Source organism: Nocardia farcinica, assembly GCF_001182745.1.
GTDB lineage: Bacteria > Actinomycetota > Actinomycetes > Mycobacteriales > Mycobacteriaceae > Nocardia > Nocardia farcinica.
On sequence record NZ_LN868939.1, the window covers coordinates 2621617 to 2647727 of the forward strand.

Genomic DNA, 26111 nt, shown 5'->3' on the forward strand with positions numbered 1-26111 from the left:
CCGAACTTCATAGCGCCACCGGTAGCGGGCGCTTCCCGAGACATTCCCCCTTGGAGGCGCACCGTGCCGATGCCTGACTTTCACGGCGATTGGCCGCCCGAACCGTTCGACATCGCCCAAGACGCCTACGGCGTCTTCAGCGCATGGTGGTCCGGCGACACCGACGTGCTCCAGGCCGTCTACTCCGGACAACACCAACTCCCCGCCCCCCGCACCTCGCAGCTGCGCGGAGGAGTGATCGGCCGCCTGGCACGGTTCTGGTGGGGCCGCCCCGTCCTTCAGGACTCGAAACGCCTGCACGTCCCTGCCGCAGCCGACGTCGCCACCACTTCCGCAGACCTCCTGTTCGGGCAGCCGCCGTCCTGGCTTCTCACCGAAGGCGACGCCACCAATCTGAAGGACGCGCAAGCCCGGTTGAACGAACTGCTGGACGGCGCTGACACCGTCGCCACCCTGCTGGAAGGCGCGGAAGTCCAAGCCGCACTAGGTGGGGTGTTCCTGCGCCTGTGGTGGGACAAATCGTCCACCGACAAGGTGATGCTGTCCGCGGTCGGCCCCGACGCCGCCATCCCGCAATGGCGATACGGCCAGCTCGCTGCCGTCACCTTCTGGACGATCGTCGCCAAGGACAAGCACGGCACCTGGCGACACCTGGAGCACCACGAACCCGGCCGCATCGAACACGCCCTCTACCTCGGCGACGGCGACAACATCGGACGCCGCATGCCCCTGGACTCGCTGGATTCAATGACGTGGGCGGCGGAACTGGTCGACGAAAACTCGTCTGTCGCAACCGGGGTGGAGGGCCTGACCGCAGCGTACGTGCCGAACGTGCGGCCCGCCCGCCGCTGGCGCAACGTACCGCAACTGTCCGCGCTCGGCCGCTCCGACTTCGAAGGCGTCGAACCACTCTTCGACGCCCTCGACGAAGCATGGTCGTCGTGGATGCGGGACCTCGACCTCGCCAAGGCCCGCCTGTTCGTCGCCCAAGAACTTCTTGAAGACAACGGACCCGGCAAGGGCGCCTCCTGGGACCCGGAACAGCAGATCTTCACACCCGTCCCGTCGGACAGCATGTCTGTCAACGACGACACCGGCGCCCGATTGGTGCAGGCGCAGCAGTTCGCGATCCGGGTCGAGGAACACGCGAAGACGTGCGAGCGGCTGGTCAAGGAGATCCTGCGCGCGTGCGGCTACTCGGTCGGCGATTTCGACGACAGCGGCACCGGCACGATGACCGCCACCGAAGTGTCCGCGCGCAAGGACAAAAGCAACACCACCCGGGCGCGGAAGATCTTGTACTGGCAGTCGGCGTTGCAGCCGCTCGCACGCACGATGCTCGAACTCGACCGCATCGTCTACAACCGGCCTGACTACGGGTTGAAAGCCGACCCGGAAATGAAGTTCCCGGTCCGCGTCGACCAAGACCCTATCGCCCTGTCCACTGCGATGGCGAATCTCAAGACAGCGCAGCTGATCTCAACCGAGACCGCGGTGCGGGAACTCCACCCCAACTGGTCCAACCCCGAAGTCGCCGAAGAAGTCGCCCGGATCCTCAAGGAGAACACCTACGAGGTCCCTGACCCCGACCGGCCAGGTCGAGCCTGACGCGGAGGTGAAGGAGGCAGCCTGATGCCTCTCACCCCCTCCTATGGCGACCGCCGCGCCGGACCGGTCGTGCGCCTCTACCGGCGCACCGAACGGAAACTGCTGGAACTGCTGGCGAAAACCCTCGCACCGGGCATCGGGCACCTCGCGATCTGGGCACGACGCCTCCTCATGCGATTGGGCAAGTTCCGCCGCGACGTCGACACCATCATCACCGCCACCGACCGTGAACTACCTGCACGATTGACGACGGCGTTGACCGGTGCCTGGCGGGACGGCGCCACCGCAGCACGCAGCGACCTACCCGGCCGCCACAACCCGCCCGACGAACGGCAGCTACGACGCCTGATCGACGACACTCTGGCCACCGTCCGCGCAACCCACGACCATGTGCCGCGGGTTCTGGAATCGGTGTACCGGCGCACCGTCTACGACGCCCTCCAAGCCGAACAGGCCGGACAAACCGGTGGCCCGGTCGACAGGGCTCGTGTCGTGCAACGCGCCCTGCACGCCTTCGCCCGCCAGGGCATCACCGGGTTCATCGACGCACGTGGACGCCGATACGACCTCGTCTCCTACGTCGAAGTCACCGTCCGATCCGCGATCACCCGCGCCGAAGTCGACGCCTACTGCGCCCAAGCCCAAGCCGACGGCCACGACCTGGTAATCGTCTCCGACGTCAGCGGCGCCTGCGAACGATGCCGCCCATTCGAGGGACAAGTGCTGTCGATCTCCGGCACCACGGTCGGCGCCGTATCACGCGCTGCCAGCAACGGGCGGCCCGTCGCTGTCACCGTGCTGTGCTCGATCGCGGAAGCGCGAGCCCGCGGCCTATGGCATCCCGGCTGCCGCCACACCCTCAGTGTGTGGACACCCGACGACCCTGCCCCGCCCGCAGCGGTGCGTGTCCCCGACGAGGTACGTCAGGCTCGCCGCAGACAGCGGGCGGTCGTCCGCCGGGAGCGGCAGCGGCAGCGGGTCGCGGTGGTCGATTCCGCGATGCGGAACGGTGAAGCCCCCGCGATGGCACGGCAGGGCTCGGGCGAGGACCGACCGAACCGCGACAACCTCCCCGAAGACATCCCGCCGTCACCGTTCGACGACGCGACCAGCCCCGCCGAGGTCGCCGCGATCCTCGAACAGTTGCATCCGGTACGCGTCGAAGGTTTCGACCGACCGGGTGTCTCGCTCACGGTCGCGCAAGAGTACGCACGCGCAGTGCACGACATGATGACCCGCTACCCGCAGATGCAACCGAACGTCATCGCCATCGGCGAGGTTCGCGACCCTCGCGCCCACCGGATCAACGCTCGAACCCCGAGCCGCCGATCCCGCGATGGCGGCGACTGGTACGTCGAACAGCTGCTGATGAACGAGATGTTCGCCGGCGACTATGAGGGTTGGCGCACCTCAGCAGCCCAGGATGTAGCCAGCGGCTTCCATCCGCCCGGGTTCGACCGCCGTCCCGTCTACGCGACGATCGTGCACGAGTTCGGGCACGTCCTCGATGTTGCCGGTAACCACGGGGCCCGCGCCGAAGTGGCCCGGACCCTCGACCGCTACTACCAACAGAACTACCCGCTCCAGCCAGGCGAGAAGCCCCAGGACTGGATGCGGAAATTCAACATCTGGCTGCACCAACTCAGCGAGTACTGCTTCAAGGAAGAAGGCGGGCTGGAACTTCGTGAGGCACTGGCCGAGTCGTTTGCCGAAGTGGAGATCCGCGGCGAAGATGCGTGTGAGCCTGCGAAGGTCCTGTACCAGTTGCTACTCGACAAGGCCAGGAGGCCACAGTGACTCGCCCGACCCGCCCGCTGACCACAGCGGAGAAGCGGCAGCTGTTCGAAGCGGCCCTTCGTGAAGCGGTCGATCGAGGCGTCGTCTACAGCCACAACGGTGTCGACGACGACGTGGATGAGGCGCTGATGGCGATCGCATCCGCCTACCCGCATGTGACCCCTGACCTGATCGACGCGGCTGAACAAGCTTTTGCCGGGCAGCTCGATGGGTCGAACGCCGCGCGCGCCGAGCAGGAAATGCGACGACGATTCGGGATCACCACCGACGACGACGCCTAACCCTATAGTCTTCTCCGCCTTCTGACGCGGAGCCCCAACCCCCACCCTTTAACTCTCGGTTAAAGGTTCTGGGGGTTTCGTCATTTCACCACCCTTTCTGGCCAGGTCGCCGAACGGGTGATTTTCGCGTGTCCAGGAGGCACATTCATGGCCGACGAAGCCACCCACCAGGAAACAACTGAAAACGCTCCGGTTGAGGCTGTTGAAACCGTCGAGGTGGAAACGGTCGAGACTGCGGAAGTCGGTGCCGATGTACAGGGCACCGAATCCGAACCCGCGGCTGATTCCCTCACCGAGGACAAGCCTGCCGAGAAAACCTATGACGAGAAGTACGTCAAGAAACTGCGCGACGAAGCCGCAGCCGCCCGCATCAAGGGCAAAGAAGCAGCGGAACAGGCCGCCCGCGAGGCAGCCGAGAAAGCGCAGCGGGAGCTGTCCGAGCAGATCGGGCGCGCGCTCGGCCTGATCAAGGACGACACCCCACCCGACCCCGCGGAGCTGCTGAAGCAGGCACAGGAACGCGAACAGGCGCTGGCCGCCGAACGCGACGCCGCAGCCGAAAAGCTCCGCAACTATGCACGCAAAGACGCACTCACCGCCGCCGCCTCCAAAGTCGACGGCGACCTGGCGTCTCTCCTCGATTCCCGCTCGGTAAACGCGGCAATCGAATCTCTCGACACTGACGCCGACGATTTCGCTGCCCAGGTGGAAGCGATCGTTTCTGCGGCGGTCGAAAACAACCCGAAGCTGAAGAAGGCGACCGACCGGGTGTCGGCTCCTCGTAGCGGCGGTGACCTGTCCGGCGGCAACGCGGCCCCCAACCCCGCAGCCGAAAAGGACATCGACTACTACCGGCGCACTTTCCGCGGAAACCGCGACAGCGCCTAACGCATTCAAGGAGCCATAAATGGCTAACACTCTGCTCACCCCCAGCGTCATCGCGAAGAAGGCGCTGGCAAACCTGTACGAAAACCTGTGCATGGTCCCGCTCGTCTACACCGATGTTTCCTCGGAGTGGGGCGGCCAGAAGATCGGCTCGACGGTCACCATCCGCAAGCCGGCCACCTTCACCGCACAGACCTTCAACCCGGCCTCGCCGTCGATCACCGTCCAGAACGCGACCGAGACCAGCGTGGCCGTCACCCTCGACAAGCACCGCGACGTCTCCTTCGCGATCACCGCCCAGGACCTCACCCTGCGCCTGGAGGACTTCGACGAGCAGTTCCTGATGCCCGCCTGCGAGGCGCTGGCCCAGGAAGTCGACCGCGCCATCATCGCCCAGGCCAAGGCCGATTTCACCGCCGTCGCCGGCACCGGCACCGGTTTCGAGTGGAACAAGCCCGAAGTGCTCATCGAAGCGGACCGGTTGCTGAACATCCAGAAGGTCCCGACCTCGGAGCGTTCGGCGGTTGTGGGTCCGACCGCGCGGGCGGGCTGGCTGAACAGCGACATCATCAAGCACGCCGACAAGTCCGGTTCGACCGCCGCGCTGCGTGAGGGCTCCATCGGCCGCAACCTGTTCGGTTTCGACGCCTACATGACCCAGAACATCGTGCAGCCCGCCAGCTCCCCGGCCTCGGGTCAGCCGACGACCGAGGTCGGTTTGGCGTTCCACCGGACCGCGCTCGCGCTGGCCTCGGCGCCGCTGGCCCTGCCCCGCTCCAACACCTGGGGCGCGATGGAGTCCTACAAGGGCCTGGCCCTGCGCGTCGTGCAGGACTACGACATGAACCTGAAGTCCGACGTCATCAGCGTCGACATCCTGTTCGGCACCAAGACCCTCGACGCCAACCGCGGCGTGCTGCTGCGCGGCGAACTGGCTGCCTGATCCGCCTCCGCCGCCACCGGGCCACCACACTCAGGTGTGGTGGCCCGACGGCGGTCGACTCTTTGGAGAGTTCTAGTGCCCCACTTCTACAAGTATTTGGGCGATGACCAAGACCTGCTGATCGAGTCCGACGAGCCGCGCCCCGACCTGCTGGAGTGGGCGTACTGGGCCGAGATCAGCGAAACCGACGCCCGCAAGGCCACACCCCAGCCGGAGAAGCCTGCGGAGCCGGTCAAGAAGACGGCCCCGCGTAAGACCGCTCCTCGCAAGGCCGCGGAGGGCGGGGACGAATAATGCTCGTCTACGCCGCCCCCGAAGACCTCGCAGACGGCTGGCTCACCGACCTCCCCGACAACACGACCGCGACACAGCTCATCCGGTACGCCTCGCAACTGGTCAGGGAAGCAACCCGCCTCGACCTCTACGACACCTACCCGTCCGGGCTGCCAGTCGACCTCGACATCGCCGAGGCGATGCGGGAGGCAACCTGCGCCCAGGCGGCGATGTGGCATCTCGCCGGCATCAACCCCGCCGCAGGAACAGTAGGCCGGGAGTTGGCGGTGGCGTCGCAAACCGCAGACGGCGGCAGCGTCGCCTACGGCGACACCATCACCGGCGCCGAGGTCGAACGGTCCCTGTCCACACTGTCGGGGATGGCGTTGCGGATCCTGCGTAATGCGGGGCTGGCGTCGACGAGGCCGTGCACATGGTGAACTACCGGCCGCCCACCTACCCGCACGGTGTGATGTTGACCGTCGTCCGACGCGGAAACACCAACGCCCGCAACTGGGAAGGCGACTACACCAACCCCGCCGAGGCCACACACCAGATCGGGCCGTGCGACCTCAAATGGTCCACCGACAGCGAGGACAACAGCAAGGGCGAGCAGCTGATGCTGTCCGCGCGGGTGACCGCGCCCCACGGCGCCGACGTCTTGGCCTCCGACCGGATTCGCCTACCGGACGGGAGAGAGTTCGTCATCGACGGGCAGGTGCGAGAAACCCCGAATCCCTTCACCGGCTGGTCCACCGGCGTCCGATTCACCATCGCAAAGGACGGCAGCAGTGGAGTACGACGGCAGTGACTTCGACCTCGACAGGACATTCCTGCGCGAGTCGCCTGAGCTGACCGAATTCGTTCACGAGATCGCCGAACAAGGCGCCGATCGGTGGGCGGAGCGCAGCCGGTGGCGTACCGGATTCAACGCAACCCACGTGGAGGCGCTGTCCGGCCCTGGTGAGGACGGCGTCATCGAAGGCGTCACCTACGCCGAAGGGTATTACGCCCGCTTCCGCGAACACGGCACCCGCTGGAACCGGCCCGAGCATGTGATGCACGACTTCATCAAAGACGTGGAGGGGTAGAGCCGATGCCGCTGCCCCCCTACCCCGAGTTCGACGAAGTCATGCGGGCACTGCTCAGCGACATCGCCCCCGTCGTGACGTTCGAATCCGACCAGATCGAACCGCCATACATCTACGTCACTCGCGTCGGCGGGCGCGAAGACGGCGTCGCAGACAACCCCGTCATCGACGTCGAATACGTCGCCGCCACCCGCGCCGAATCCAAGCAGTTGAAAACCGCCGGGCAGGAACGCATCCGCAACGCAGGCAACACAGCCCCCGGCGGGTTCCTGATCGACGTCGCTGAGGAAACCTCCGGCGGCCAGTACATCCCGCCGCAGAACAGGGAACTGCGCGGCGTGACCGCCACCGTGCGCCTCTCCTACCGCAGGCCCCGCGCCTAGCCCTTCACAACCTTCTTCACACCGCCCGCACCGCTCACGGTGACCGGGCTTCTGGGTGTGCCCAACACAAGGAAAACCACATGCCCGCTGCAACTTTCGAGCAGGTCGCGGACTGGAAGCCGTCGCTGATCCGGCGCCCCAACAAGGGCTTCGTCCTCATCGGCGACATGAGCGCGACCATCCCCGCCGCATTCACCTCCGGCGTCTCCGCCGAATTCCAGGACCTCGGCTCGGCCGGCTTCGAAAGCCTCGGCCTGACCGCCAAGGACGCCCCGCCCACCTTCCGCCCCGAGGTCGAGTCCTCGGATGTCGAGGCGTGGGGCGCACTGGAGCCGCCCCGCACCGACATCATCTCCCGCAAGATGAGCGTGTCGACCACCCTGTTGCAGACCCAGCGCCGCAGCCTGGAACTGTACTCGGGCCTGGACCTGTCCACCGTGACCGCTGATGCGACCACGAAGGAAATCCAGTGGAACGACCCGACCGCCCCCGAGACCCGCTACCACCGACTGATCTTCGGAATGGTCGACGGGTCGGGCGCCGACCAGATCTGGATCCTGCGGATCCTGCCGCGCGCCACCGTCACCGAGATCGGTGAGCAGTCGTGGAGCCAGGACGGCTCCCTGTCCTACAACGTCACCTGGTCGGCGAAGATCGATGAGACTCTCGGCTACTCGCTGAAGAACGTCCTCTGCGGTCCGGGCGTCGGCCCGCTGCTCGACGAGATGGGCTTCGAAGCCGTCGCCGCCGTCCCGACCATCTCCTCGCACCTGCCCGCCGGCACGCTCGCCGCGGCCGGTGGCGAATCGGTGGCTCTGCTGGGCCAGCACTTCACCGGCACCAGCGCGGTCACCGTGGGCGGCACCGCCGCGACCGATTACACCGTCGTCGACGACGGCACGCTGGCGATCACCACCCCGGCCAAGACCGCGGGAAGCCACAACATCGTCGTCACCAACGCGACCGGCCCGTCGACCCCCTACCCGGTCACCTACGCCTGACCTCAGGCACCCATGCTGCCGCCCCGCGCGTGATTCCTGGCCGCGCGCGGGGCAGGCACCCCCGTCCTCCCGCCAGGCCCGAGCCAGGAGACACACATGGCTTTCGAACCGATCCGCATGGTCGCCCCCGACGGCCGCACCTTCCTCGCCGGCTCCCCGACCGAGCGTGAACAGCTGCTCAGCAAGGGCTACAAGCTCGCCACCGACCGGGAAAAGCCGTTCGTTTTGTTCAAGGACGGCGAGCACCAGGACCACGTCCACTACGCGCCCGAGAGCGACAACCCTCCCGCGCCAATGCCTGAACCGGCCAAGCCCGCGCTCAAGTTGGCGGCATCCAAGGCCGCCCCCAAGACCGACAAGTAACACCCCCTCTGCCAGGAGAAACGATCATGCCTGCCCCCAAGAAGACCGCCACCGTTGCCCCGGCCAAGAGCCGGTGGGCACAGCTGCGCGACGAAGCCCGCGCCAAGCAGGGCAAGGTCACCCCGTACCTGTTCGACGGCACCGAACCTCCCACCCCGATCTACCCGCCGACCACCGTCGAGCAGGTGACCGCGATGGCCCAGGTCGTCGACAGCAACGGTGACTTCGACGCCGCGAACATTCGCCGCCTGTTCGAGATCATCTGCGGTGACGCCTTCCCCGCCGTGTGGAGCATCGTCCGGGGCGAACCGTTCGACGTCCTGTTCATGCTGGTCGACGACATGAACTCCCACTTCTCCGGCGTCCCCGGTGCAAAGGCCGGTGATCTGCCGGGGGGCGCCTAGCCCTCGTACTCCTCATCGAGGACTACGGGGAAGAGATCGAATACGACCTCCAGCATGTGCTGGGGGTCGACCTCGGCGACTACTTCCGCGGCGACCGACCATGGCCGCAGCTGTATCGGTTCTTGCGGCGGCTCCCGTCCCACGGCTGCTACCACTCAGCGCTCGCCATGAACGAGGAGTTGGGCCGTGAACTGGCCAAACAACCGTTACCGGAGGAGATACCTCCGCCTAGCCCGCTCGGATACACCCTCGAAGCACTACTTCTACTGCGCGTCATCGACCTACTCAAGGAACAGATGCGCGCCTACGCCGCCGGACTCGGCGGCAAACTACCGCCCCCGTTCCCGCCCGAACGACGCCCGATGACCGCCGAACAGCGGATCCGAGACGAGCAAGAAACCCAGAACGTAGTCTCAGCACTCCGCGCGATGGGCATCAGAAGCTAGGGATACAACTCCGATCGGTAGTAACATCTGGCTGGTCGTCACTCGACAACGTCGGTGACACCCACACCAGCCAGGGGGAACCCCGATGACCTACCAGCCACCACAAGGACCGCCGCCGCCCGGGCAGTATCCCCCGCCCGCGCCCGGCCCAGGTAACCCGACGGGGTACCAGCCACCGAGGCCCGGGCTACCGCTTGGCACTCCGATCAATGGCCGCTATCGAACGAACACGAGCATCGGTGATGAGTGGTGGTTCACCCCGCTGCTTGGGGTCGTAGCCATTGTGTTTGTCGTCCTGTGGGCCAATGCCAACGACGTCAGTGGCGGAGGCGTGCTGCTCCTCCTGCTGCTAGCCGCGATCTTTGTGGGTCTCCCGTTCCTGGTCGTACGAGCGCTATGGAGGGTCGGGGAGAAGCGTCCATCGCCCCCGCCGACACCAACACCCCTCTCGCCCCCGCCCGGGTTCTATTCCTCACCAGACGGTGTCACACGCTGGTGGGATGGAACGCGATGGACGGACATCGTTCAGCCACCGCGCTCCTAGCATCACCGCCGAGTCGCTATGTCCACTCCGGAGGGCGTCGAGATGACAGCCTCCCAGTACCTACCGACCCGCTGGCTCCACCGTTCGGTCCACCCGCTTCTGTTGTGCTCTAGGTGCGGGTGATTGATCCACGCATCAACGCTTCGCGCGCGGATCAACTCAAGATCGGATGCGCTGAGATCCGGTCCACCGAAAGGCCACACATCAATCCGTGCGGTCAGCGCGTGCACTGTGATCCGCCCGATATCCTTCCACACGAAGCCGTCATCACTGATCCAGAACGTAACGTCTCTGTCGGCCGGATGGAACGCCGCCATTTCGAGGTCGATGATGCGCCGCAACATCTCATCGAGGTCACACACAACGAACTCCTCAAGCATGAGAAAGCCCCGCGCGACAGCACGACCCGCCACGCGGGGCCTTGAGAGGGTGAGAGAAGGAGACGGGGCTACGCGGCGGGCGCGGGAGGGGTGGCTTCTTTGATCCGCTTGCGAATCAGTTCCACGCCTCGCGGGAGCACGTCAACGGTGTAATGGGTGCAGGTGCCCCACGTGTGCTTGACGAGGGTTTCGCGGGCGCGGAAGTGGTGCGCATGCTCGGCGTAGTGGTCGTACTGGATGTCCCCACACTCGGCGTGCTTGGTGAACAGCAGTCCTTCTTCGACGAGGAACCGCCGCAGGTCGCGTTCCTTCATCCCGAACAGCTTCGCAACCTCACGCACGAGACGCGCGCCACCCTGAGCGACCAGGAATGTGTCCGCGAGATCGGCTTTGGGCTCCAGCTTGGCCACTCTCTCGGTCAACTGCGCCAAGCGGCGGGCCGACACCTCCAGCGCCCGATGGATCAGCTCGTCCTCGGTGAGCGCGGGCTGAACCGAGTAGCCGCCCGTCTTGCGGATCGACGGCAATACCTCAGAGGTGATCCAACGGCGGAAGGCCGCCGCCTCCGGCTTGTCCGACCGGATGACGACCTCGTACATGCCGGACTCGGAGACGATCGTCATCTGCTGCGGTCCGCCCGCGGTTTGAAGGGTGTGCGTCTGACGCACACCCTCATCCAGCCGGGCGGCGACGCGGCCCACAGCCGCGATCTCCAGCACCTTGCACAGATCCGCGAGCACGAACCACGGCTCGCCGTGGATGAGCAGAGTGCGTACGTCGGCGTTGTCGTACTGGAACAGGACGACTTCAGACGTGTTAGCCTGTTTCATGCCGAATCTCCGTTCGGTAGAAGTGGCGACGCCCTGCTCGGCCAAGAGTTGAAGGGCGCCGCCACTGTTCTGCAAGTGGACTACTTGCAGACTACGGCAACGCCTCGAACGGATGCAAGTACTCTACTTGCTTTGGTTCTTCTTCTTGACGATCTGGTACAGGACGTTGCGATGCACCTCCGCCGCCTCTGCGATCGCATCGCGGGGAACGCCGGCCATCATCGCCTTCGCGACTGCCACCCGACGTAACGCCGAATCCTCATCAGCCTTCGCCCTCGACTCCTTCGCTCGCCGCGTCGCATCGCGCACAGCAGCTAGCAATCGCTCGGCCTCCTCTGCGTCAACGTCCATAACGGCAATCATCTCAGACCCTTCGTGTCGACCGTGTTCAACGGCGTCGACCATAGCATGCACACTAAACCACTGCATAGAGACTACGGCGCTTGAGGCGGGAGTCGACCATTCGGTCAGAGCCCATCCGACCGGGCGGCCGCGGCGAGTCGCCCCCTGCCCTTGCACTTGGTTCTCTAGCGGCGTAGAAGCGTCGCTTCGCTGAGGGTCGATGAGAGCGGGCAGGGACGCGGCCGGGGCGCAACACGTGGACGGTGTCGCAATCGTCCTGCGCCATCTTTGGCATCTGCCTGAGTTGGAGCGGCCTGCGTCCGACTGCGATGTAGGGTACCCAGCATGGCTGAGCTGGATTACGCGTTCGTAGCAGACTTCGCGACCGTTGAAGGTGGCAAGTTGACCGCGGTCGGTGCCAGCTACACGATGGTTGCCGTATCCACTTTCCCTGTTCAGCATGCGTTTGCAGTGGCAGGGCGGGTACGCGCGCCAGAAGAGACCGAAACGATCGAAGTGTCGATCACGGTCAAGCCTCCGCGCGAAGCGCCGGAAGTCATCATGCGGGGGACATTGCTATCGCACCGGAACCACGTAACGGTGTACGACGGGAAGATCGGCATCGTATTCGCCGCCCAGAACGTCATCCAGCTCACAGGCCCTGGCCTAGTTGAAGTCTTCGTCGATGTGGACGGCCAGCGTGAGCGGCGGCTGGCGTTCGAGGTGCTCAAGTCGTGATGCGGGTCATATATACCAGGCACGCAACCTCTCAGATGCGGCGCCGAAGCATCACGAAGGTAGATGTAGAGACTGCGCTCTCGAACTGCACCATGCATAGACCTGGTGATCAGGACGGAATCTGCCATCATGGTTACGGGGCCGACGGTCGAGAGCTGAAGGTCTGGACCCTGCCGACCCCAGTACCGCTCGACCACACTGACAAACTCGTCGTCAAGTCAGCGGCTTGGAAGGGAACCACAACATGAGCACGTCCTACCCAGTGAAGGTAACCGTTGACCACGATGCAGGCGCTGCGTACGTGGAGTTTAGTGATCGTAAGGTGGCAAACACCATCGAGGTGACCCCGGACATCCAGGTGGACGTCGACGACATGAACATGGTAGTCGGAATCGAGCTGCTGAGTCTGACCGCTAACATCCCCATCACCGAACTCACCCGACGCTTCCACTTCCACTCAGAGATTCCGGAAAGGCTGCTGCGGCAGATCCGCCCCTCGGTGGGATCCTTCGCCGCAGCGTTCAGCGCCGAGCCAGGGGCAAGCTCAGCAACCATGGGGCAGATCCAGCCGATCGGTTAGCTCCCGCGCCCTCACGGGGCGCTAGCCTCCCACAAACACAACACACCAAGCGAAGGCCGGACCTGATTCAGGTTCGGCCTTCGTCGTGTCCGCGTGACCACGCCGCGGACCCATCTTCCAACGCGCGCACTCGCGCGCCTCCCACACCTTCATAGGCGGTGCCCGCATGGCGAACTGGCCGAGCTATAGCGCTGGGTCGGCGCGGCTGACGCTGCGCCCTCAACTGGCAGCGACCTTCAAAGCCGACGTCAAGACACTGCTGAAGCCGATCAACGAGTCGCTGACGGTCACGGTGAAACCGCAGTTGATGCGGGGTTTCAAGACTGACCTTCGGGAGAAGGTGAAGGCCGGCTCTCTCGGTGTCCGGATGGATGTCGAGGCGCGTGCGACCTTGGCGAAGGGGTTCCGCGCTGATCTGCGGACGAAGGTCAACGCAGCTGCGAAGGGCGTTGACGTGAAGGTCGGCGTGAACGTCGACACTAGCAACATCCGCTCGAAGATCCGGGGTTCGACTACCGGCATCAGGGCTATCAAGGTCCCGGTTGACGTTGATCTTGCCCGCGCTACTTCTCAGTTGGAGGCGTTTCGTGCGGCGCAGGCCGCGGTCCCGTTGACGATGAACGTGAACGTCGACACTGCTGCGGCGGTTGCCCAGCTGATGGCGCTCCGTTCGCTTGCGTCGGCTGTGGGGCAGGAGACTTCCGGTATTGGTGCGGGCGCGGTCGCAAGCGCGCGCCGTCGTCTCACCGGCGGGATCTTCACCCGGCCTATCCGTGCGATCCGCTTGCAGATCGAGATCGACCGGGCCAGCGTCGCACGCGCAGAAGCAGAAGTCGCCAACATCCGAGCACGACTCGAACAGGCACAGCGCAGCCACGGCGACGCCGTGGACCGTGCCCGCCTCGCCGAGGAGAGGTATCAAGAGGTACTTGCGAGGGCGTCGGCGACGGAATCCCAGCGCATGGCTGCTCTCCAAAGGCGAAACCGAGCGCTGAGAGATCAGGCAGACGCTCTCGGCCGCGTGTCCGGGCTGATGAACCAGCAGCGAGAAGCCGACGACAGGCTAGACCGGGCGCGGAGCGATCGGAACTCGTTCAGCCGCTTGTTCTCAGCGGGTATGTCGGGTCTCAACAGCGCGATCCTCGACGCCGCTCGCAACATGCTCTCGTTGAGCAACCTGACGAGCCTTGCCACCGTTGGTTTGGTCGCGCTGGCTGCCGTGTCTTTGGTGCCACTGCTTAGCCAACTGACTCAGGCGGCCGGTGTGATCGCACTGCTGCCTGCTGGTCTCTCCGCTGCGGTTGCCGCAGTCGCGACACTGGTCATCGGATTCCAGGGCGTCGGCGACGCGTTCTCTGCCGCTGGCAAAGCTGCTGATTCCGCAGCCAAGGACGCTGAGTCGCGAGCGAAGAACATCGCCAACGCGCAGAAACAGCAGGCATCAGCCGCGAAGCAAGTGGAGCAGGCGAACCGTGGGATCGTCTCTGCCGAGCGGGGCGTGAAGAACGCCCAGGCCGCTACCTTGAAGGCACAGAAGGACCTCAATCGGGCGCGCAAGCAGGCAAAAGAAGATCTCGAAGACATCAATCGGGAACTCGGGCGGACCGCGTTGACGGAAGAGGCTGCCGCGCTGGCTGTTGCGTCCGCGCAGCAGCGCCTGTGGGAGACCTTCTCGGATCCGAACAGCACGGCGATAGATCGAGCCCAGGCGCAGCACGATGTCAAGCAGGCCCTCGCCGATCAGCAGGACACCATCCGCGAAAACCAGCGACTCGCCGAGAAGGCTGCCGAGGCCAACGCTCTCGGGGTTGAGGGGAGCGACCAAGTTGTTGCGGCGAAGGAAGCTGTAGCGGCGGCAGCTGACGCTGAGATGGATGCACAGCAGGCGCTGGCCGACGCGTACACGACGCTCGCGGACGCGCAAGCGACCTATGCGGAAGCATCTCAGGCTGTCACAGATGCGATGAATGAGTCATCCTCTGCGGCAGACGAATATGAGAAGGCGCTAGGGAAGTTGTCGCCGGCGGCGCGCGCGTTTGTCGAGCAGATGCTTGCGCTTCGCGGGCCCTACGGTGAGCTGCGACAGTTTGTTCAGGAGAAGCTGTTCGACCAGCTTGGTACTTCGATCTCGTCACTGGCAACGAATTACCTTCCCACACTTCGGGAAGGGCTGGGCGGCATCGCGAATGCGATCAACCAGGGGGTCCGTAAGGCTATTGCCGACCTAGACACCGACGCGAACCGCCTGACGCTCGCCAACATCTTCGACAACGTCGAGGCTTCGGTGACCCCGTTCCTGAACGGTCTCAGCAACGTCCTGCAAGCGTTCTTGGCTCTTTCGGAAGTCGGTTCCGAGTTCATGCCTGGAGCCGCGAAGGGCTTTGAGGACGTGACGAAGAAGTTCAAGGACTGGGCAAACTCGGACGAAGGCAAGTCGAAGTTCCGCAACTTCTTGCAGGAGTCGATCAAGACCTTCAAGGATCTCTGGAACATCGGCAAGCAAGTGTTTGCCCTGATTCAGAATATCTTCAGGGGCGCTGACGAGACCGGCGAGTCGTGGCTTACGTCGATTGCCGAAACGTTGAAGCGCTGGAACGAGAGCCTTTCGACGGAGGAGGGCCAGAAGAAGCTTCGGGACTTTTTCGATAATGTCCGCACCACGGTTGGCGCTATCACGACGATGATCTCTGCCGCGGCTGGGCTTATCGACAAGCTGAGCGCTTCGCCGCTGGGCGATGTGATGAGTGTCTTCGATGAGGACAAAAGTGCTGGGGAGAAGGCCAAGTCCGTCGGCGGCGGTCTCCTGCGAGGAGCCATTGGGTACAGCCCTATCGGGCTGGTCTGGAACGCCACGGGCGCATCGGACAAGGTCAAGGAAGCCTGGTCGGGCTTTACGTCCGACTTCGACAAGGGCGCGGGAACCGTTATGGGCCGCCTGTACGAGATGGGGACTGGCTTCGCTGATTGGGCGACCAATGGCGAGGATTCGATCACTACTCGTATCGGTGGCGCGTTCAGCGGGTTTACCAGCAATCTGCCTGGCGTCAGCACGAAACTGGGCGAGTTCAGGGATGACGCGAGCGATAAGTTCAACACTTTCAAAAACACTGTTACGACGGTGTTTTCGACGCTCACAGGTCCGGAGGTGCTCGGGAAGTTCAAGTCCGAGCTAAACACTCTGCCGGGCTTTTTCGATGGTTTGGTGCTCGGTATCGCGCGCGCCTGGTCGAATGTGTCCTCGGCGCTTCAGGGACCGATCAACACGGTGATCGACACCCTGAACAGCTTCGGCGACATCTGGAACCGGGTGGCCAAGAAGTTGGGGCTGCCGGAGTGGGAGCCGATCGACCATGTCGGCGTGACCGGTCAGACCGGCACGTTCGACAAGCCGCTGGTGGGCGCCCGAGCGATGGGCGGTCCTGGTGGCCCGGTTCATGGCCCCGGTAACGGCAAGGACGACCGGGCCGGGCTGTATCGGTTGTCGCGCGGCGAGCATGTGTGGACTGCCGACGAGGTGCGTGCTGCTGGCGGGCACGAGGCGATGTACCGGATGCGTCGGACGGTGCTCAAGGGCGGCGGCACTCAGGCGAAGCCTGATGGTCCGCTCCCCGGTTACCGCGACGGCGGCATCGTCCAAACCAGCGATCCGCTGGACCCGATCCAGGTGCATTTGTGGGATCTGGTGCGCAACGCGATCCCTGGCGCGATCCTCACCTCGGCGAAGCGCTTCGTGGATGTCGGGTCCGGCTACGACCTGCACATGCAGGGCAAGGCCATCGACCTCGGCGGCCCGATGAAGGAGATTGCCCGTTGGATCTACAACACCTACCCCCAGAGCGCGGAGTTGATCCACTGGCCGCTCGACGGCTGGCAGAACCTCGATGAAGGCCGACCCTTCGATTTCGGGTCGGGAACGAACGAACAACACCGCGACCATGTCCATTGGGCCGCAAACGATTTCCTGACCGAAATGTCGGAGGACGACAAGAGGTCGCTGTTCGATCGGGTTCGTGCCGGTATCGGCGGCCTGGTGTCGAGTGGCCGCAGCTTGATGATCGACAACCTGTTGGCGAAGCCGCTGCGCGGCCTGGCCGACCAGGTGCCGGTGTTCGACCAGTTGGGCGAGTTCGGTCAGATGCCGCGGGCTTTCGCACGCAAGATGGCCGACGCTGTCATCGGCTGGGTCACGTCACGGTTGGGCGGCGAGTCCGGCGGCGGCGTGGTCGATTATGACCCGGCGTGGGGTGTTGAGCACTGGCGGGAGATGGCGAAAGAAGCCATGCGCCGGGTCGGATTCAACGCCGACGACGAAAACCAGGTCAACGCCATGCTGGCGCAGATCAAGTCGGAGTCCGGCGGTAACCCAAATATCGCTCAGCAGATCGTGGACGTCAACGGCACCGGCGAAGCCGCGGGTGTCGGCCTGTTGCAGATCATCCCGGGCACGTATGAGGCGTATCGGGATCCTGAGCTGCCGAACAACCGCCGCGACCCTTTCAGCAACATGGTCGCGGCGTTGCGCTACTACAAAGCGCGGTACGGCATGGACCTCACCACCATGTGGGGCAAGGGCCACGGCTACGACCAGGGCGGCATCTTCCCGCACGGCACATGGGGATTCAACGCCTCCGGCCTGCCGGAAGCAGTGCTCACGAACCCGCAGTGGCGCCTGTTCGAGCAGTTCATTCGGCAGATGCCGGGCATGGAGCAGAAGCTGCAAGCCCTGCCGCAGCCGGTACCGGGACAGATGGCGCCGCTGCCGCAGCCGATGGGCGGCGGCACCAGCGCCGACGGCACGCCCGGAACGTACGGGGTTCCGGTCAATCCTGGTGTCGACACCCTGGAAATCGTCGGCAACAAGGCCCGCGAGCGGTACACCAGCGCGCTCAAGACCGGGTTCGATGGCTTGATTTCCTCGACGCTGGATCCGCTCGGCCTTCCCGACCCGCGGAGCCTGATCCCGTCCGAGGTGACTGAGTACGGCAAGACCCTGGATGCCTGGCATCAGGCGCGTATCGCGTCCGCGCAGGCTTCGGGCGCGCTCGCCCAGTCGGGGTACCAGGCGGCGCCGGCACCGGCCGCGACCGCGAATCAGGTGATCCAGTCCGGCGGCTCCGGCACCGAGTTGGCGACCTACGACTACTCCACCCACATCACGATCCAGACGCGCGACGTTGATGAGGGGTACCGGAAGGCGCAGCAAATGGCTGACTTGCGCGCTATCCAGCACACTGGCACTGCAAGGGGCTAATCACGTTGATGTGGGAATCTGCCCGCGTCGAATTCTTCGGTCCTGACGGCTCGCATTTCATCGTCAATGGCGCGGGTGCGTCGCGGAAACTCTTTCTGTCCCCGGACATCAAAGGGATCTACGACGCACCCGTCCAGACGCGACGGAAGTCGAGCGCGTTCCAGAAGGGTTCGACCTACCTGGGCAAATCATACAAAGAGCGGCGCATCACCTTCGGTGTCGACATCAAAGGCGACACGCCGGAGGAATGGCAACAGCTACAGGACGACTGGAATTCTATATGGGATTACGAACCTGACCCGTGGGATCCAGACTCGACGCTGACGAAAATGTCGATCACGACCCCGATCTCGGGGACGCGCAGCCTATGGCTGGCGAAAGACGACACGGTCGAATTCGAGTCGAAACACGATCCACACATCACACGCTCGTCGCGTGTGCCGATGGCCGTCGTAGCGGACCAGCCCTTCTTCTTCGAAGACAAATGGGAGAACAGCCCGTACGACTATTTCGAGACCGGCTCGGCCGGAACCTCGGAAGGGTTCGTCACCATTTCCAACCCCTGCGATCAGCCGATCTGGCTGCAATGGGTGGTCACCCGCGGCAAGTGGACGCTTCCTGACTTCTCCTGGAGAGGGAAGAAGCACCATCGAGTGCCGGGCGGGGAATGGGCAAACCGGAAGATCACCCTGCCTGAATTGACCGCACTGGAAGGCGGCGCCCGGATCACTCTCTACCGGGACAAACTTCAGGTCCGCGACTTCGCGGGCACCAATCTGGCAGGCCGCATGAACGGCATCTCATTCGAGCATGTCGTCCCACCGAAAACCCCGGAAACCAATCTCCCGGTCAAGGTTGAAAACGCGCCGGTCGGCGGCGGCCGTGTCGAAGTCTACTGCCAGCGACGCTGGGGCCACGCATGGGAGAGCCGATGACCGATCTGCTCGAACTCTCCCTCGAAGAACAGTGCCGCGCGATCTGGGAAGCCACTCTCGCCGCGGAAGAAGCCGACCGACGCGCGCGCCTGGTACCGCCGAAGGTCCGTATCTGGAACGGCGACTGGAAGCTGGTCGGCACACTGGATTCGGAGTACTCGGCCAGCTTCACCTGGCTCGACAACGAGGTCGGTCCCGGGCTCACCGAAATACCGATCGACGACCCGCTGGCGAAGTGGATCTGGCAGGTAGCGCCTCGCGTCGGCCGCGGGGAGAAGCTGCACGTTTTCATCACCGTCGACAAAGACGGTGCCCGCTGGTCCGGCAGGCTGCACGACCACACTGTTGAAAAAAGAGACGACGGCACCTGGGTATTGGTTGTGCGTTGGCTGCACGACCTTTCCGCGCTGGAGTACTACCTCGCTTGGTGTAACCCGTTTCTACCGGCCTTCGTGCAATTTCCGCGCGTCTTCTTTCTGGCCGGTCCCTCGATTTGGGGTCTGAAAACAGCGCTGTTTTTGAATCTGATGCGCGAAAATGTCACGAACAATTTCGCGCTGCCAGACGACCCCATGAATCATGTGACGGCGCCGGCGACGCTCATGTCCAACTGGCCTGTCGTGGTCAAACCGACGACCTTCGCCGAGGACATGATGGCCGGCACGATCTGGTCTGTCCCCAACAGCCGCTTCAAGCGCTGGGTCGACATGGCGAAAGACATCCTGGAAGATGCCCAGCTGTCTATCCAGGTCCGACGTTTCATAGCAGGCGAAGACGAACAGCCCATCGAGGGGCAAACACTCCGTAACGGTTGCCTGGTGGTCGACATTGTCGACAAATCCGGCTACTACACCGACACCAGTAATGGCGGTGACCCTTTCCTCGGGTTGAAACGCACGTTCGCGCAGTGGGCCGAAGACTTCATCGACGTTTTCGAAGAAGATGTCGTCTCACCCACCGTACCCGATTCCTACAAGGTTCCCGGTCTACGCCTGACCGACAAGACCTGCCCTTACGTGATCTACCTGGAGGGCGAAGAAACCGGGATCGAGTCGAGCAAGTTCACCTTCACACCGTCCACGGCGCGGCAAATCGTAGCGGGCGGGCACTCATTCCCGTTCGTGAACGAGCTGATCTCCGCGACCATTCAGACGGTGGGCGATCTGATTGCCGCGATGGTTTTCATTCCGCCCATCGGTGGTGCGGTGGACGCCGTCGCTCAGGTTTTCTACTGGGACACCATAGCCGCCTGGTTCAACGTCGAAAGTGGTGGCCGCAAATCAAAAGGCGGATGGGCGGCACCATTCGAAGTGTTGGCTTCCGGGTCGGACCGCGCCTACACGCTGGAAATGCTGCTGTCGATCCGGAAGGCCCTGCACGAAACCCGGTCTTGGTTCAGTCACGAAATCAATATTCGTGACGGTGCCCCGTGGTTCATCGGCGACCAGGGTAAAGGCCACTTTTTCATCGGCGACCGCATTGGTGCACAGGTCATCGGATCGCAGGTGGCAGGCCACGGCCCCACCACCCTGTATGTCGACGACCACACCATCTACGTGGACCGTGTGCGGGAGCTGACGCTGGCGTGGGATCGCGAATCCCCGCCGGAATGGAAGCCGGTCATCGGCGAGAAGGAAAAGAACAAGGACCGCGGTCAGCGCGCTTTGGCAATGGTCGCCGAACTCGGCTCGCTGGTGCAGCAACTCGCTGTGCACGGCCGATAGTCCAGGAGATCAGGCCGCGTCCTTGTGGCTCTCACCGAGGATCGCCAAGCGTGCTGTCGGGGTGCTTACTCCATAACGCTCTGCGATCTCTCGGTAGATCATGCCTTGCGCTCGCAGGTCCCGCATGGCGGCGACGGTCTCTGGGGCGAGCTTCTTGCCCTTGTGGGTGCCGAAGGAATCGCCACGCTGTTCGCGGTACCTCCGGTTGGAATCTGCTTGCTTGCAGGCGATGCAGCGGCGCCCGCCGTTCTTCATGATGCGTGTGTTCTCGGGCGTGTACTCGTGGCCCTGGGCGCAATGGGTCTTGTTGAGCTGCCAGTTGGTGCCGTGAAGAAGCTTGTCGGCCGCATTGCCAGACGGCGTGTCCCACCGAATGTTGCTGACCTGGTTGTTCGACTTGACGCCGTCGTTGTGACACGCGTGATAACTCGGGTCGGTGGGTTCGCCGTGGAAGGCAAGCGCCACAAGACGGTTCACCGTCTGAGTCGTGGCCTTCCCGCCTCGTCTGAGGCTGACGGTCACATAGCCGCCATTGTTGGTCCGCGTACCGAGAATGCGTTGTTTGCCGCTCCGGTTCGATCGAATTCGACCGAACGAGCTTGCTTCGTATCGACCATCGAATCCAGGGATGCACATCCAAATCTCCGCCTGCACGAGACAATTATACGGGGCAATCGCAAATGGGTAAATCCAAGAATCCTATCGAAGCTGAAGCTGAAGCTGAAATCGACCAGTCGCCGCACCTTAAGCCGGGCGAGTTTCCTGAACACCACCTGGTAAACCACAACTGCCCTGAAGAAGCGTTTCTCTGGATGTTCAGTGGACTGCCCGGAATGAAGGGCGCGCCGCTGCCGTTCCCAGTCGAGTACCTGAGAGAGGTCTCACGACGCCTCTGGGACTGCGGTGCCAGGCCGATGGATTCAACCGTTCCGCCCGAACGCAAGATCAAGTACCAGAAGCCGCGGAACACGGACCCGCACTGGCTGGTGTCGCCGGGTGTGTGGGAGCCGATCGACGCCCCTGACCGGTCGGCACTCGACTTGAAAGAGTTCGTCGCATCGCTGCCGCAGGACACCCGCCGTCAGCTGGCCGAGGCGCTCGGCTTCGGTCCGGACGTTGTCCCGTCGAATGAGCAGCTCGTCGACAGCGTGACGGGGGAGGGGCCGCGCGGCCCGAAGACCGGCCCGGTGACCAGTGACGGCGCATACGTGACCAATGTGCCGGTTCGCGATCCTGGCTGGAATCCGTGCGCGCACACCGTCGACGAGGTTCTGGAGTACCTGGAAACCGTCGACGACGCAGAGCGCGAGCGGGTGCTCATGGTCGAGCGGCACCTGTCCAAGAAGCCCCGCAAATCCATTCTTTCCAAGTACCCGGAGGTGGGCGTCTGATGGCAGCCCCGCAGTACACCGAAATCGCCCGCATGGGCAACTCCCGCTCCAAACGCTGGGGCGCCCGCGTCATCAACTTCCTGATCCACACTCAGGAGGGCAACGGCACGGCCGAATCCCTGGCCGCCTATCTGAACAATCCCGCGGCCGGCGTGAGCTACCACTACACGCTGCGGGACGGCATCGTCGTCGACGTCGTCGACACCGACTACGCGAGCTGGTCGGTACTGGACGCCAATGCCTTCACCATCAACTTGTGCTTTGCCGGCTCTCGCGCGGCATGGTCGCGGGAGCAGTGGCTTCAGCGCGACCATGACCTGCGGATCGCGGCATGGCTGGCGGTCCAGGACGCCCGCAAGTACGGCTTCTCCACCGACGTCATCGTCCCGGACTACTACCGCGGCGAAGGCATCTCCGACCACAAGTACGTCACCCGCGAGCTTGGCATCGGGGACCACACCGATGTCGGCTGGAACTTCCCCTGGGACGTCTTCGCCGCTTACGTCCGCGAGTACGCGACCGGCGCACCCGCGCTGCCACCGGTGAACATGATCGACCAGGAAGCCGAGCGCGCGAAGGCGTGGATCGGCGCCCGAAAGACCGTGGGGGAGAACGTTACCCCTGACGGCGAGGGCCGATTTGCCGAGTTCGAGAACGGGCATATCTACTGGCACCCGCGCACCGGAGCGCACGCCGTCCCGGCCGCGATCTTCGAGGCGTGGGCCGAACGCGGCTGGGAGGCCGGGCCGGTCGGCTACCCGATCGGTGACCACACTGTGCTCACCGGCCCTGACGGCGCCCCCTGGGGCGACGTGCAAGGGTTCGAGAACGGCGCCCTCTATCGCCGCTACGGGCAGCCCGGCTACTGGGTGCACGGCGAGATCCGCAACCGCTGGAACCGCAGCGGATTCGAGAACGGCCCCTACGGTTGGCCGACCTCGGACGAGATCCCATTCGACACCGGCAGCTACCAGGATTTCGAGCGCGGCCGCATCTACTTCACCCCCAAGCAGACCCTTGGCCTGCTGCACGGCGACGGCCCCGACACCCCCGTAGCGGACGCCGCCTAATCCAGCCTCCCTCAACGATTCGAGGTACCCCATGTCTTTCGACCGTATCCGTGACCTGACCGCTGACGTGCGTGGCCGCATCTACGCCACCCTCGGCTCGGTTCAGGTTCTGCTTGTCACGCTGGGTCTGCTCAACGACGCCGACGCCGCCCTGTGGGGTGGCGCTGTCGCCGCGCTGGTCGGATTCACCGTCGCCGGCGCGAATTCGACCGCCACCTGGCGCACGTGGCTGTACACCCTGCTGGGTGCGGCGCAGCCGTTGCTGGTCGCTTACAGCGTCGCCACCGATGCGCAGGCGTCGGCGGTCGTGGCTGTTGTGTCTGCTGCGCTCGGTTTGGGTGTGGCTGCGGCCAAGACCCCTAGCATCGGCTGACCCGCGATGTGGGATGTGCTCATCCCGGCTATCTCTGGAGGCGTCGGCATGCTCGTGGGGTACATCTCCCCACGGGCACGCTCGCTGGACTCCCAGCGCGCTGATTTTCAGGCGACGTCCGATCTGCTGATGCGTCAGGTGACCGATCTGCTTGTTCGGGTGAAACATCTGGAGGACCAGCATGTGGAGGATGTCGCTCGGATCGACGCTCTCGAAGATCAGCATGTCGAGGACACCAAGCAGCATCTGCGCGATGTCCGCCGCATCGATGCTCTGACTGCGTATGTGAAGGATCTGCTGGCGTTTATTCGCACACATGTGCCGAGCCCGGAGCCTCCACCGATTCCGCCGGAATTTTCAAACGACATATGACCCGTTTTGTAGGGGGTGATCGCTTGTGACTGCCCCCAATCAGCCGACACCTGACGGCAGTATCGAGTTGGGTGCTTTCCGGGCGTTGCAGACCGCGACGCCCGAGGATGTTCAGGCTTCGTTGAAGGCTGGCGCGAAATTGTCGTTCACGAAGGCGCAGGGGGATCACAAATCGGAAGTGCTGACCCCGATTTCGGAGCGCCCGAAGTTCACGCAAACGCCGGTCAACTCCGCGCTGTGGACGACGATGGACCCGCGCGAGCACGCGACCGTGCCGCGCACGCAACTGATCCACGGCACGGCGTCGGGCACAGCATCGGGCGGATCGGGCGACAGTTCCCATTCTCACAATCTGAACCGAATTCCTGACTATCAGCCTGCGGGAAACAATGCGGATTGGGCAGAAATTGGGTTTATTCGAGTGCAGCGCGATGCCGATCTCCGTTACGTCGGATTCATGACCGGCGACGCGCAAACGTTCTTCGGAATCAACGCCGCCTATTTGGGCGTCTACTCGGTCGACACCGAGACGGGTCTGCTGACGCTTCTGACACCGACGCTGGCGGCCACGAACATCAAGAGCCTCGTGACGGACATCAACACCGAGACCCGGTTCGACATGGGGCTGACGATAGAAGCCGAGCAAGATCAGGTTTTCGCGGTCGCCCTGCTCCAGGACACCAGCTCAATCCAGACTGCGGCGTCGCTGATGTGTGTGCGAATCACCGACCTGAACCGGTTCGAGGGTACGAAATACCCGCGCAGACCTTACTGCTACGCCGGACCGTCGCCACTGTCCGCGCTGCCACAGACAATCACCGCCGCCAATCAGCACTGGGATTCGTCAACGAAGTTGCCGTTCTTCTATCTTCGGGAGGTGTAATGGCCGACAAGCTCCAGCACGTTAAGAACTTCTTTTACGGCGTGGTGATGGATGGATTCGGTCAGCGCCGGCATATCGGAATGGACGAACAGCCGGACGACATAAAGTACATCCACAACAAGCTGGTTCCGGCTCTTTGGCATGCGATAAAAACCGACGACCCTGAGTTCGATCCTCAAGCGATGTGGTTCGATGATCCGCCTGCACCCATGAGTGAGGCGACGAGCACCGGAGCCGTGCGCTGGTTCGTCGAGATACAAGAGGCATTGAAGGCCCAAATGGAGCTGATGCCAGACGGTCGAAGCAGTGCGCTGTACACCCGCCTTTTCAAATCCTCGGCCCAGTATGGGTGTTTTCTCGACGATCTCACGGTCGCACTTATGAAGGACGACCCCGAGTGGCGCGGCCCCTACATCGACACCACCCCGCCGCTTCCCACGTAGCGGGTGGATATTCCCTGCGAGGGGACACGAAATGACAATCGGACACCAGCCGCTCGTGGACAGTCTCGTCCTCGTCAACGGCCAGGACTTCATTCACGAAATCCTCATGCCCGCAGGCGAAACCGTGCCCGCAGGCACCACCTGCAAAATCGTCATCTACGACATGGCGGGCGACGTGGTCACTGAATGGCCCGCAACGGTCGTCTCCAACAGCATCAGCTGGGATGTCGCATCCGAGTCCGCCGACACCATCAATTTGCCAGCAACGTACCGCATTTACGTCCATTACTCCGACGGCGCGGATTTCTGCTGGTACCGCGGGCCGATCGTCCGCTACTGACTTCCTGACTCTCTTACCCGACGTCGGTTCGGGTTGATCGAGGTGAACCAATGGCAATTGCTGTTGCCGCGACCCGGCAAGTGCTCGCCGACGCGTACAAGAATCTGTCCGGTACCGCCCAGGTGTGGGTGTCGCTGCATACTGCCGACCCTGGCACGACTGGTGCGAGTGAGGCGACGGGCGGCGGGTATGTCCGGGTCCAGGGCACGTGGACTTCCGGGTCCGGTGGCGCTCTGTCGATGTCGGAGTTGACATTCACGGCCCCGGCTGGCACGTACACGCATGCAGGGCTGTGGTCGGCGTCGAGCGCGGGCACCTTCTTCGACAAGTGTGCCCTGACCCCCAGCATCACCATCGGCTCCGCTGGCACCATCAAGGTCACGCCCAGCTTCGCGCTGAGCTGAGCGGCGGATGCTTCCCGCACATTCACGCAGGCGCGC

Annotated in this window: 32 protein-coding genes; 28 read left to right on the top strand and 4 right to left on the bottom strand. The window is 63.8% G+C overall.

Annotated features, from left to right (window positions below; genetic code table 11):
• Positions 1–69 precede the first annotated feature (69 nt).
• From AMO33_RS29040 to AMO33_RS33050, 15 genes are all read left to right on the top strand, one after another.
• Positions 70–1608, top strand: coding sequence for a phage portal protein (locus tag AMO33_RS29040; RefSeq protein ID WP_082668835.1), 1539 nt, complete (start codon positions 70–72; stop codon positions 1606–1608).
• A 24-nt stretch (positions 1609–1632) separates the two neighbouring features.
• Complete coding sequence (locus tag AMO33_RS29045) at positions 1633–3405, top strand: phage minor capsid protein (RefSeq protein WP_060594982.1); 1773 nt, start codon at positions 1633–1635, stop codon at positions 3403–3405.
• Positions 3402–3686, top strand: coding sequence for a hypothetical protein (locus AMO33_RS29050; RefSeq protein ID WP_060594983.1), 285 nt, complete (start codon positions 3402–3404; stop codon positions 3684–3686). Before AMO33_RS29045 ends, AMO33_RS29050 begins: the two co-directional genes overlap by 4 nt.
• Before the next feature lie 147 nt (positions 3687–3833).
• Positions 3834–4574 (top strand): hypothetical protein, encoded by a 741-nt coding sequence (locus AMO33_RS29055; RefSeq protein WP_139337620.1) that lies wholly within the window; start codon positions 3834–3836, stop codon positions 4572–4574.
• A gap of 19 nt (positions 4575–4593) precedes the next feature.
• Positions 4594–5514, top strand: coding sequence for a P22 phage major capsid protein family protein (locus tag AMO33_RS29060; RefSeq protein WP_060594985.1), 921 nt, complete (start codon positions 4594–4596; stop codon positions 5512–5514).
• A 96-nt stretch (positions 5515–5610) separates the two neighbouring features.
• On the top strand, positions 5611–5808 hold the full coding sequence (locus AMO33_RS29065) for a hypothetical protein (protein WP_139337621.1): 198 nt from the start codon (positions 5611–5613) through the stop codon (positions 5806–5808).
• Positions 5808–6227: a head-tail connector protein gene (locus AMO33_RS29070; RefSeq protein WP_060594987.1), complete on the top strand. Its 420-nt coding sequence runs from the start codon at positions 5808–5810 to the stop codon at positions 6225–6227. Before AMO33_RS29065 ends, AMO33_RS29070 begins: the two co-directional genes overlap by 1 nt.
• Positions 6221–6598, top strand: a complete 378-nt coding sequence (locus tag AMO33_RS29075) for a hypothetical protein (RefSeq protein ID WP_060594988.1) — start codon at positions 6221–6223, stop codon at positions 6596–6598. The genes AMO33_RS29070 and AMO33_RS29075 overlap by 7 nt, the downstream gene beginning before the upstream one ends.
• Complete coding sequence (locus tag AMO33_RS29080; protein ID WP_060594989.1) at positions 6579–6878, top strand: hypothetical protein; 300 nt, start codon at positions 6579–6581, stop codon at positions 6876–6878. The genes AMO33_RS29075 and AMO33_RS29080 overlap by 20 nt, the downstream gene beginning before the upstream one ends.
• Positions 6879–6883: 5 nt before the next feature.
• Positions 6884–7261: a phage tail termination protein gene (locus tag AMO33_RS29085; RefSeq protein ID WP_060594990.1), complete on the top strand. Its 378-nt coding sequence runs from the start codon at positions 6884–6886 to the stop codon at positions 7259–7261.
• A gap of 80 nt (positions 7262–7341) precedes the next feature.
• Positions 7342–8262: an IPT/TIG domain-containing protein gene (locus AMO33_RS29090; RefSeq protein ID WP_060594991.1), complete on the top strand. Its 921-nt coding sequence runs from the start codon at positions 7342–7344 to the stop codon at positions 8260–8262.
• A 96-nt stretch (positions 8263–8358) separates the two neighbouring features.
• Positions 8359–8625, top strand: coding sequence for a hypothetical protein (locus AMO33_RS29095; RefSeq protein ID WP_060594992.1), 267 nt, complete (start codon positions 8359–8361; stop codon positions 8623–8625).
• Between the two features lie 26 nt (positions 8626–8651).
• Complete coding sequence (locus AMO33_RS29100; protein ID WP_060594993.1) at positions 8652–9029, top strand: hypothetical protein; 378 nt, start codon at positions 8652–8654, stop codon at positions 9027–9029.
• A 167-nt stretch (positions 9030–9196) separates the two neighbouring features.
• Positions 9197–9475 (top strand): hypothetical protein, encoded by a 279-nt coding sequence (locus tag AMO33_RS31910; RefSeq protein ID WP_139337622.1) that lies wholly within the window; start codon positions 9197–9199, stop codon positions 9473–9475.
• An 85-nt stretch (positions 9476–9560) separates the two neighbouring features.
• Complete coding sequence (locus tag AMO33_RS33050) at positions 9561–10019, top strand: DUF2510 domain-containing protein (RefSeq protein ID WP_082668836.1); 459 nt, start codon at positions 9561–9563, stop codon at positions 10017–10019.
• 2 nt (positions 10020–10021) lie between these two features.
• Here the strand turns inward: AMO33_RS33050 and AMO33_RS29105 are convergent, their stop codons facing one another.
• From AMO33_RS29105 to AMO33_RS29115, 3 genes are all read right to left on the bottom strand, one after another.
• The gene (locus AMO33_RS29105) at positions 10022–10399 is read right to left on the bottom strand and encodes a hypothetical protein (protein ID WP_060594994.1); all 378 of its coding nucleotides are present in this window, start codon (positions 10397–10399) and stop codon (positions 10022–10024) included.
• Positions 10400–10467: 68 nt separating this feature from the next.
• Entirely contained in the window at positions 10468–11229 is a 762-nt protein-coding gene (locus AMO33_RS29110; RefSeq protein ID WP_060594995.1) for a phage antirepressor, read from the bottom strand.
• Positions 11230–11352: 123 nt separating this feature from the next.
• Positions 11353–11634 (bottom strand): hypothetical protein, encoded by a 282-nt coding sequence (locus AMO33_RS29115; protein WP_205317781.1) that lies wholly within the window; start codon positions 11632–11634, stop codon positions 11353–11355.
• A gap of 282 nt (positions 11635–11916) precedes the next feature.
• Between AMO33_RS29115 and AMO33_RS29120 the strand changes: the two genes are divergently transcribed.
• The 5 genes from AMO33_RS29120 to AMO33_RS29140 all read left to right on the top strand — a co-directional run bounded on the left by AMO33_RS29120 (position 11917) and on the right by AMO33_RS29140 (position 20799).
• Complete coding sequence (locus tag AMO33_RS29120) at positions 11917–12309, top strand: DUF6941 family protein (protein WP_060594996.1); 393 nt, start codon at positions 11917–11919, stop codon at positions 12307–12309.
• 244 nt (positions 12310–12553) lie between these two features.
• Positions 12554–12889 carry a DUF2283 domain-containing protein gene (locus tag AMO33_RS29125; protein ID WP_076574217.1) on the top strand — a complete coding sequence of 112 codons (336 nt, stop codon included), beginning with the start codon at positions 12554–12556 and terminating at the stop codon, positions 12887–12889.
• 166 nt (positions 12890–13055) lie between these two features.
• Positions 13056–18140, top strand: a complete 5085-nt coding sequence (locus AMO33_RS29130; RefSeq protein WP_060594998.1) for a transglycosylase SLT domain-containing protein — start codon at positions 13056–13058, stop codon at positions 18138–18140.
• An 8-nt stretch (positions 18141–18148) separates the two neighbouring features.
• Complete coding sequence (locus AMO33_RS29135) at positions 18149–19075, top strand: phage tail family protein (protein ID WP_098701638.1); 927 nt, start codon at positions 18149–18151, stop codon at positions 19073–19075.
• Positions 19072–20799 carry a Gp37-like protein gene (locus AMO33_RS29140; protein ID WP_076574225.1) on the top strand — a complete coding sequence of 576 codons (1728 nt, stop codon included), beginning with the start codon at positions 19072–19074 and terminating at the stop codon, positions 20797–20799. The genes AMO33_RS29135 and AMO33_RS29140 overlap by 4 nt, the downstream gene beginning before the upstream one ends.
• Positions 20800–20808: 9 nt before the next feature.
• Here AMO33_RS29140 and AMO33_RS30780 read toward each other — a convergent pair whose 3' ends face one another.
• The gene (locus AMO33_RS30780) at positions 20809–21453 is read right to left on the bottom strand and encodes an NUMOD4 domain-containing protein (RefSeq protein WP_076574219.1); all 645 of its coding nucleotides are present in this window, start codon (positions 21451–21453) and stop codon (positions 20809–20811) included.
• A gap of 26 nt (positions 21454–21479) precedes the next feature.
• On the opposite strand from AMO33_RS30780, the gene AMO33_RS30785 reads away from it, so the two are divergent.
• Genes AMO33_RS30785 through AMO33_RS29185 form a run of 8 tightly spaced genes read left to right on the top strand, consistent with a single transcriptional unit; the run spans position 21480 to position 26075 of the window.
• Entirely contained in the window at positions 21480–22190 is a 711-nt protein-coding gene (locus AMO33_RS30785; protein WP_076574221.1) for a phage gene 29 protein family protein, read from the top strand.
• Positions 22190–23260 (top strand): N-acetylmuramoyl-L-alanine amidase, encoded by a 1071-nt coding sequence (locus AMO33_RS29155; RefSeq protein ID WP_060595002.1) that lies wholly within the window; start codon positions 22190–22192, stop codon positions 23258–23260. The genes AMO33_RS30785 and AMO33_RS29155 overlap by 1 nt, the downstream gene beginning before the upstream one ends.
• 31 nt (positions 23261–23291) lie before the next feature.
• Positions 23292–23633 carry a phage holin gene (locus AMO33_RS29160; RefSeq protein ID WP_011210441.1) on the top strand — a complete coding sequence of 114 codons (342 nt, stop codon included), beginning with the start codon at positions 23292–23294 and terminating at the stop codon, positions 23631–23633.
• 6 nt (positions 23634–23639) lie between these two features.
• Positions 23640–24005 carry a hypothetical protein gene (locus tag AMO33_RS29165; RefSeq protein ID WP_060595003.1) on the top strand — a complete coding sequence of 122 codons (366 nt, stop codon included), beginning with the start codon at positions 23640–23642 and terminating at the stop codon, positions 24003–24005.
• Positions 24006–24030: 25 nt separating this feature from the next.
• Positions 24031–24888 carry a hypothetical protein gene (locus AMO33_RS31915; RefSeq protein WP_139337623.1) on the top strand — a complete coding sequence of 286 codons (858 nt, stop codon included), beginning with the start codon at positions 24031–24033 and terminating at the stop codon, positions 24886–24888.
• Positions 24888–25331, top strand: a complete 444-nt coding sequence (locus AMO33_RS29175) for a hypothetical protein (RefSeq protein WP_060595005.1) — start codon at positions 24888–24890, stop codon at positions 25329–25331. Before AMO33_RS31915 ends, AMO33_RS29175 begins: the two co-directional genes overlap by 1 nt.
• Positions 25332–25386: 55 nt before the next feature.
• The gene (locus AMO33_RS29180) at positions 25387–25671 is read left to right on the top strand and encodes an LtfC-like domain-containing protein (RefSeq protein WP_060595006.1); all 285 of its coding nucleotides are present in this window, start codon (positions 25387–25389) and stop codon (positions 25669–25671) included.
• Positions 25672–25721: 50 nt separating this feature from the next.
• Positions 25722–26075, top strand: a complete 354-nt coding sequence (locus tag AMO33_RS29185; RefSeq protein ID WP_060595007.1) for a phage tail fiber protein — start codon at positions 25722–25724, stop codon at positions 26073–26075.
• Positions 26076–26111: the final 36 nt, after the last annotated feature.

Excerpts from the sequence above, each read along its gene's own strand:
- AMO33_RS29090 (WP_060594991.1), top strand. The coding sequence starts at position 7,342 with ATGCCCGCTGCAACTTTCGAGCAGGTCGCGGACTGGAAGCCGTCGCTG.
- AMO33_RS29160 (WP_011210441.1), top strand. The coding sequence starts at position 23,292 with ATGTCTTTCGACCGTATCCGTGACCTGACCGCTGACGTGCGTGGCCGC.
- AMO33_RS29085 (WP_060594990.1), top strand. The coding sequence starts at position 6,884 with ATGCCGCTGCCCCCCTACCCCGAGTTCGACGAAGTCATGCGGGCACTG.
- AMO33_RS29165 (WP_060595003.1), top strand. The coding sequence starts at position 23,640 with ATGTGGGATGTGCTCATCCCGGCTATCTCTGGAGGCGTCGGCATGCTC.
- AMO33_RS29110 (WP_060594995.1), bottom strand. The coding sequence starts at position 11,229 with ATGAAACAGGCTAACACGTCTGAAGTCGTCCTGTTCCAGTACGACAAC.
- AMO33_RS31910 (WP_139337622.1), top strand. The coding sequence starts at position 9,197 with ATGAACGAGGAGTTGGGCCGTGAACTGGCCAAACAACCGTTACCGGAG.
- AMO33_RS29125 (WP_076574217.1), top strand. The coding sequence starts at position 12,554 with ATGAGCACGTCCTACCCAGTGAAGGTAACCGTTGACCACGATGCAGGC.
- AMO33_RS29155 (WP_060595002.1), top strand. The coding sequence starts at position 22,190 with ATGGCAGCCCCGCAGTACACCGAAATCGCCCGCATGGGCAACTCCCGC.
- AMO33_RS29055 (WP_139337620.1), top strand. The coding sequence starts at position 3,834 with ATGGCCGACGAAGCCACCCACCAGGAAACAACTGAAAACGCTCCGGTT.
- AMO33_RS29100 (WP_060594993.1), top strand. The coding sequence starts at position 8,652 with ATGCCTGCCCCCAAGAAGACCGCCACCGTTGCCCCGGCCAAGAGCCGG.
- AMO33_RS29185 (WP_060595007.1), top strand. The coding sequence starts at position 25,722 with ATGGCAATTGCTGTTGCCGCGACCCGGCAAGTGCTCGCCGACGCGTAC.
- AMO33_RS29045 (WP_060594982.1), top strand. The coding sequence starts at position 1,633 with ATGCCTCTCACCCCCTCCTATGGCGACCGCCGCGCCGGACCGGTCGTG.
- AMO33_RS29135 (WP_098701638.1), top strand. The coding sequence starts at position 18,149 with ATGTGGGAATCTGCCCGCGTCGAATTCTTCGGTCCTGACGGCTCGCAT.
- AMO33_RS29175 (WP_060595005.1), top strand. The coding sequence starts at position 24,888 with ATGGCCGACAAGCTCCAGCACGTTAAGAACTTCTTTTACGGCGTGGTG.
- AMO33_RS29140 (WP_076574225.1), top strand. The coding sequence starts at position 19,072 with ATGACCGATCTGCTCGAACTCTCCCTCGAAGAACAGTGCCGCGCGATC.
- AMO33_RS29120 (WP_060594996.1), top strand. The coding sequence starts at position 11,917 with ATGGCTGAGCTGGATTACGCGTTCGTAGCAGACTTCGCGACCGTTGAA.
- AMO33_RS29075 (WP_060594988.1), top strand. The coding sequence starts at position 6,221 with ATGGTGAACTACCGGCCGCCCACCTACCCGCACGGTGTGATGTTGACC.
- AMO33_RS33050 (WP_082668836.1), top strand. The coding sequence starts at position 9,561 with ATGACCTACCAGCCACCACAAGGACCGCCGCCGCCCGGGCAGTATCCC.
- AMO33_RS30785 (WP_076574221.1), top strand. The coding sequence starts at position 21,480 with ATGGGTAAATCCAAGAATCCTATCGAAGCTGAAGCTGAAGCTGAAATC.
- AMO33_RS29130 (WP_060594998.1), top strand. The coding sequence starts at position 13,056 with ATGGCGAACTGGCCGAGCTATAGCGCTGGGTCGGCGCGGCTGACGCTG.
- AMO33_RS29105 (WP_060594994.1), bottom strand. The coding sequence starts at position 10,399 with ATGCTTGAGGAGTTCGTTGTGTGTGACCTCGATGAGATGTTGCGGCGC.
- AMO33_RS29115 (WP_205317781.1), bottom strand. The coding sequence starts at position 11,634 with ATGGTCGACGCCGTTGAACACGGTCGACACGAAGGGTCTGAGATGATT.
- AMO33_RS29095 (WP_060594992.1), top strand. The coding sequence starts at position 8,359 with ATGGCTTTCGAACCGATCCGCATGGTCGCCCCCGACGGCCGCACCTTC.
- AMO33_RS29070 (WP_060594987.1), top strand. The coding sequence starts at position 5,808 with ATGCTCGTCTACGCCGCCCCCGAAGACCTCGCAGACGGCTGGCTCACC.
- AMO33_RS29060 (WP_060594985.1), top strand. The coding sequence starts at position 4,594 with ATGGCTAACACTCTGCTCACCCCCAGCGTCATCGCGAAGAAGGCGCTG.
- AMO33_RS29040 (WP_082668835.1), top strand. The coding sequence starts at position 70 with ATGCCTGACTTTCACGGCGATTGGCCGCCCGAACCGTTCGACATCGCC.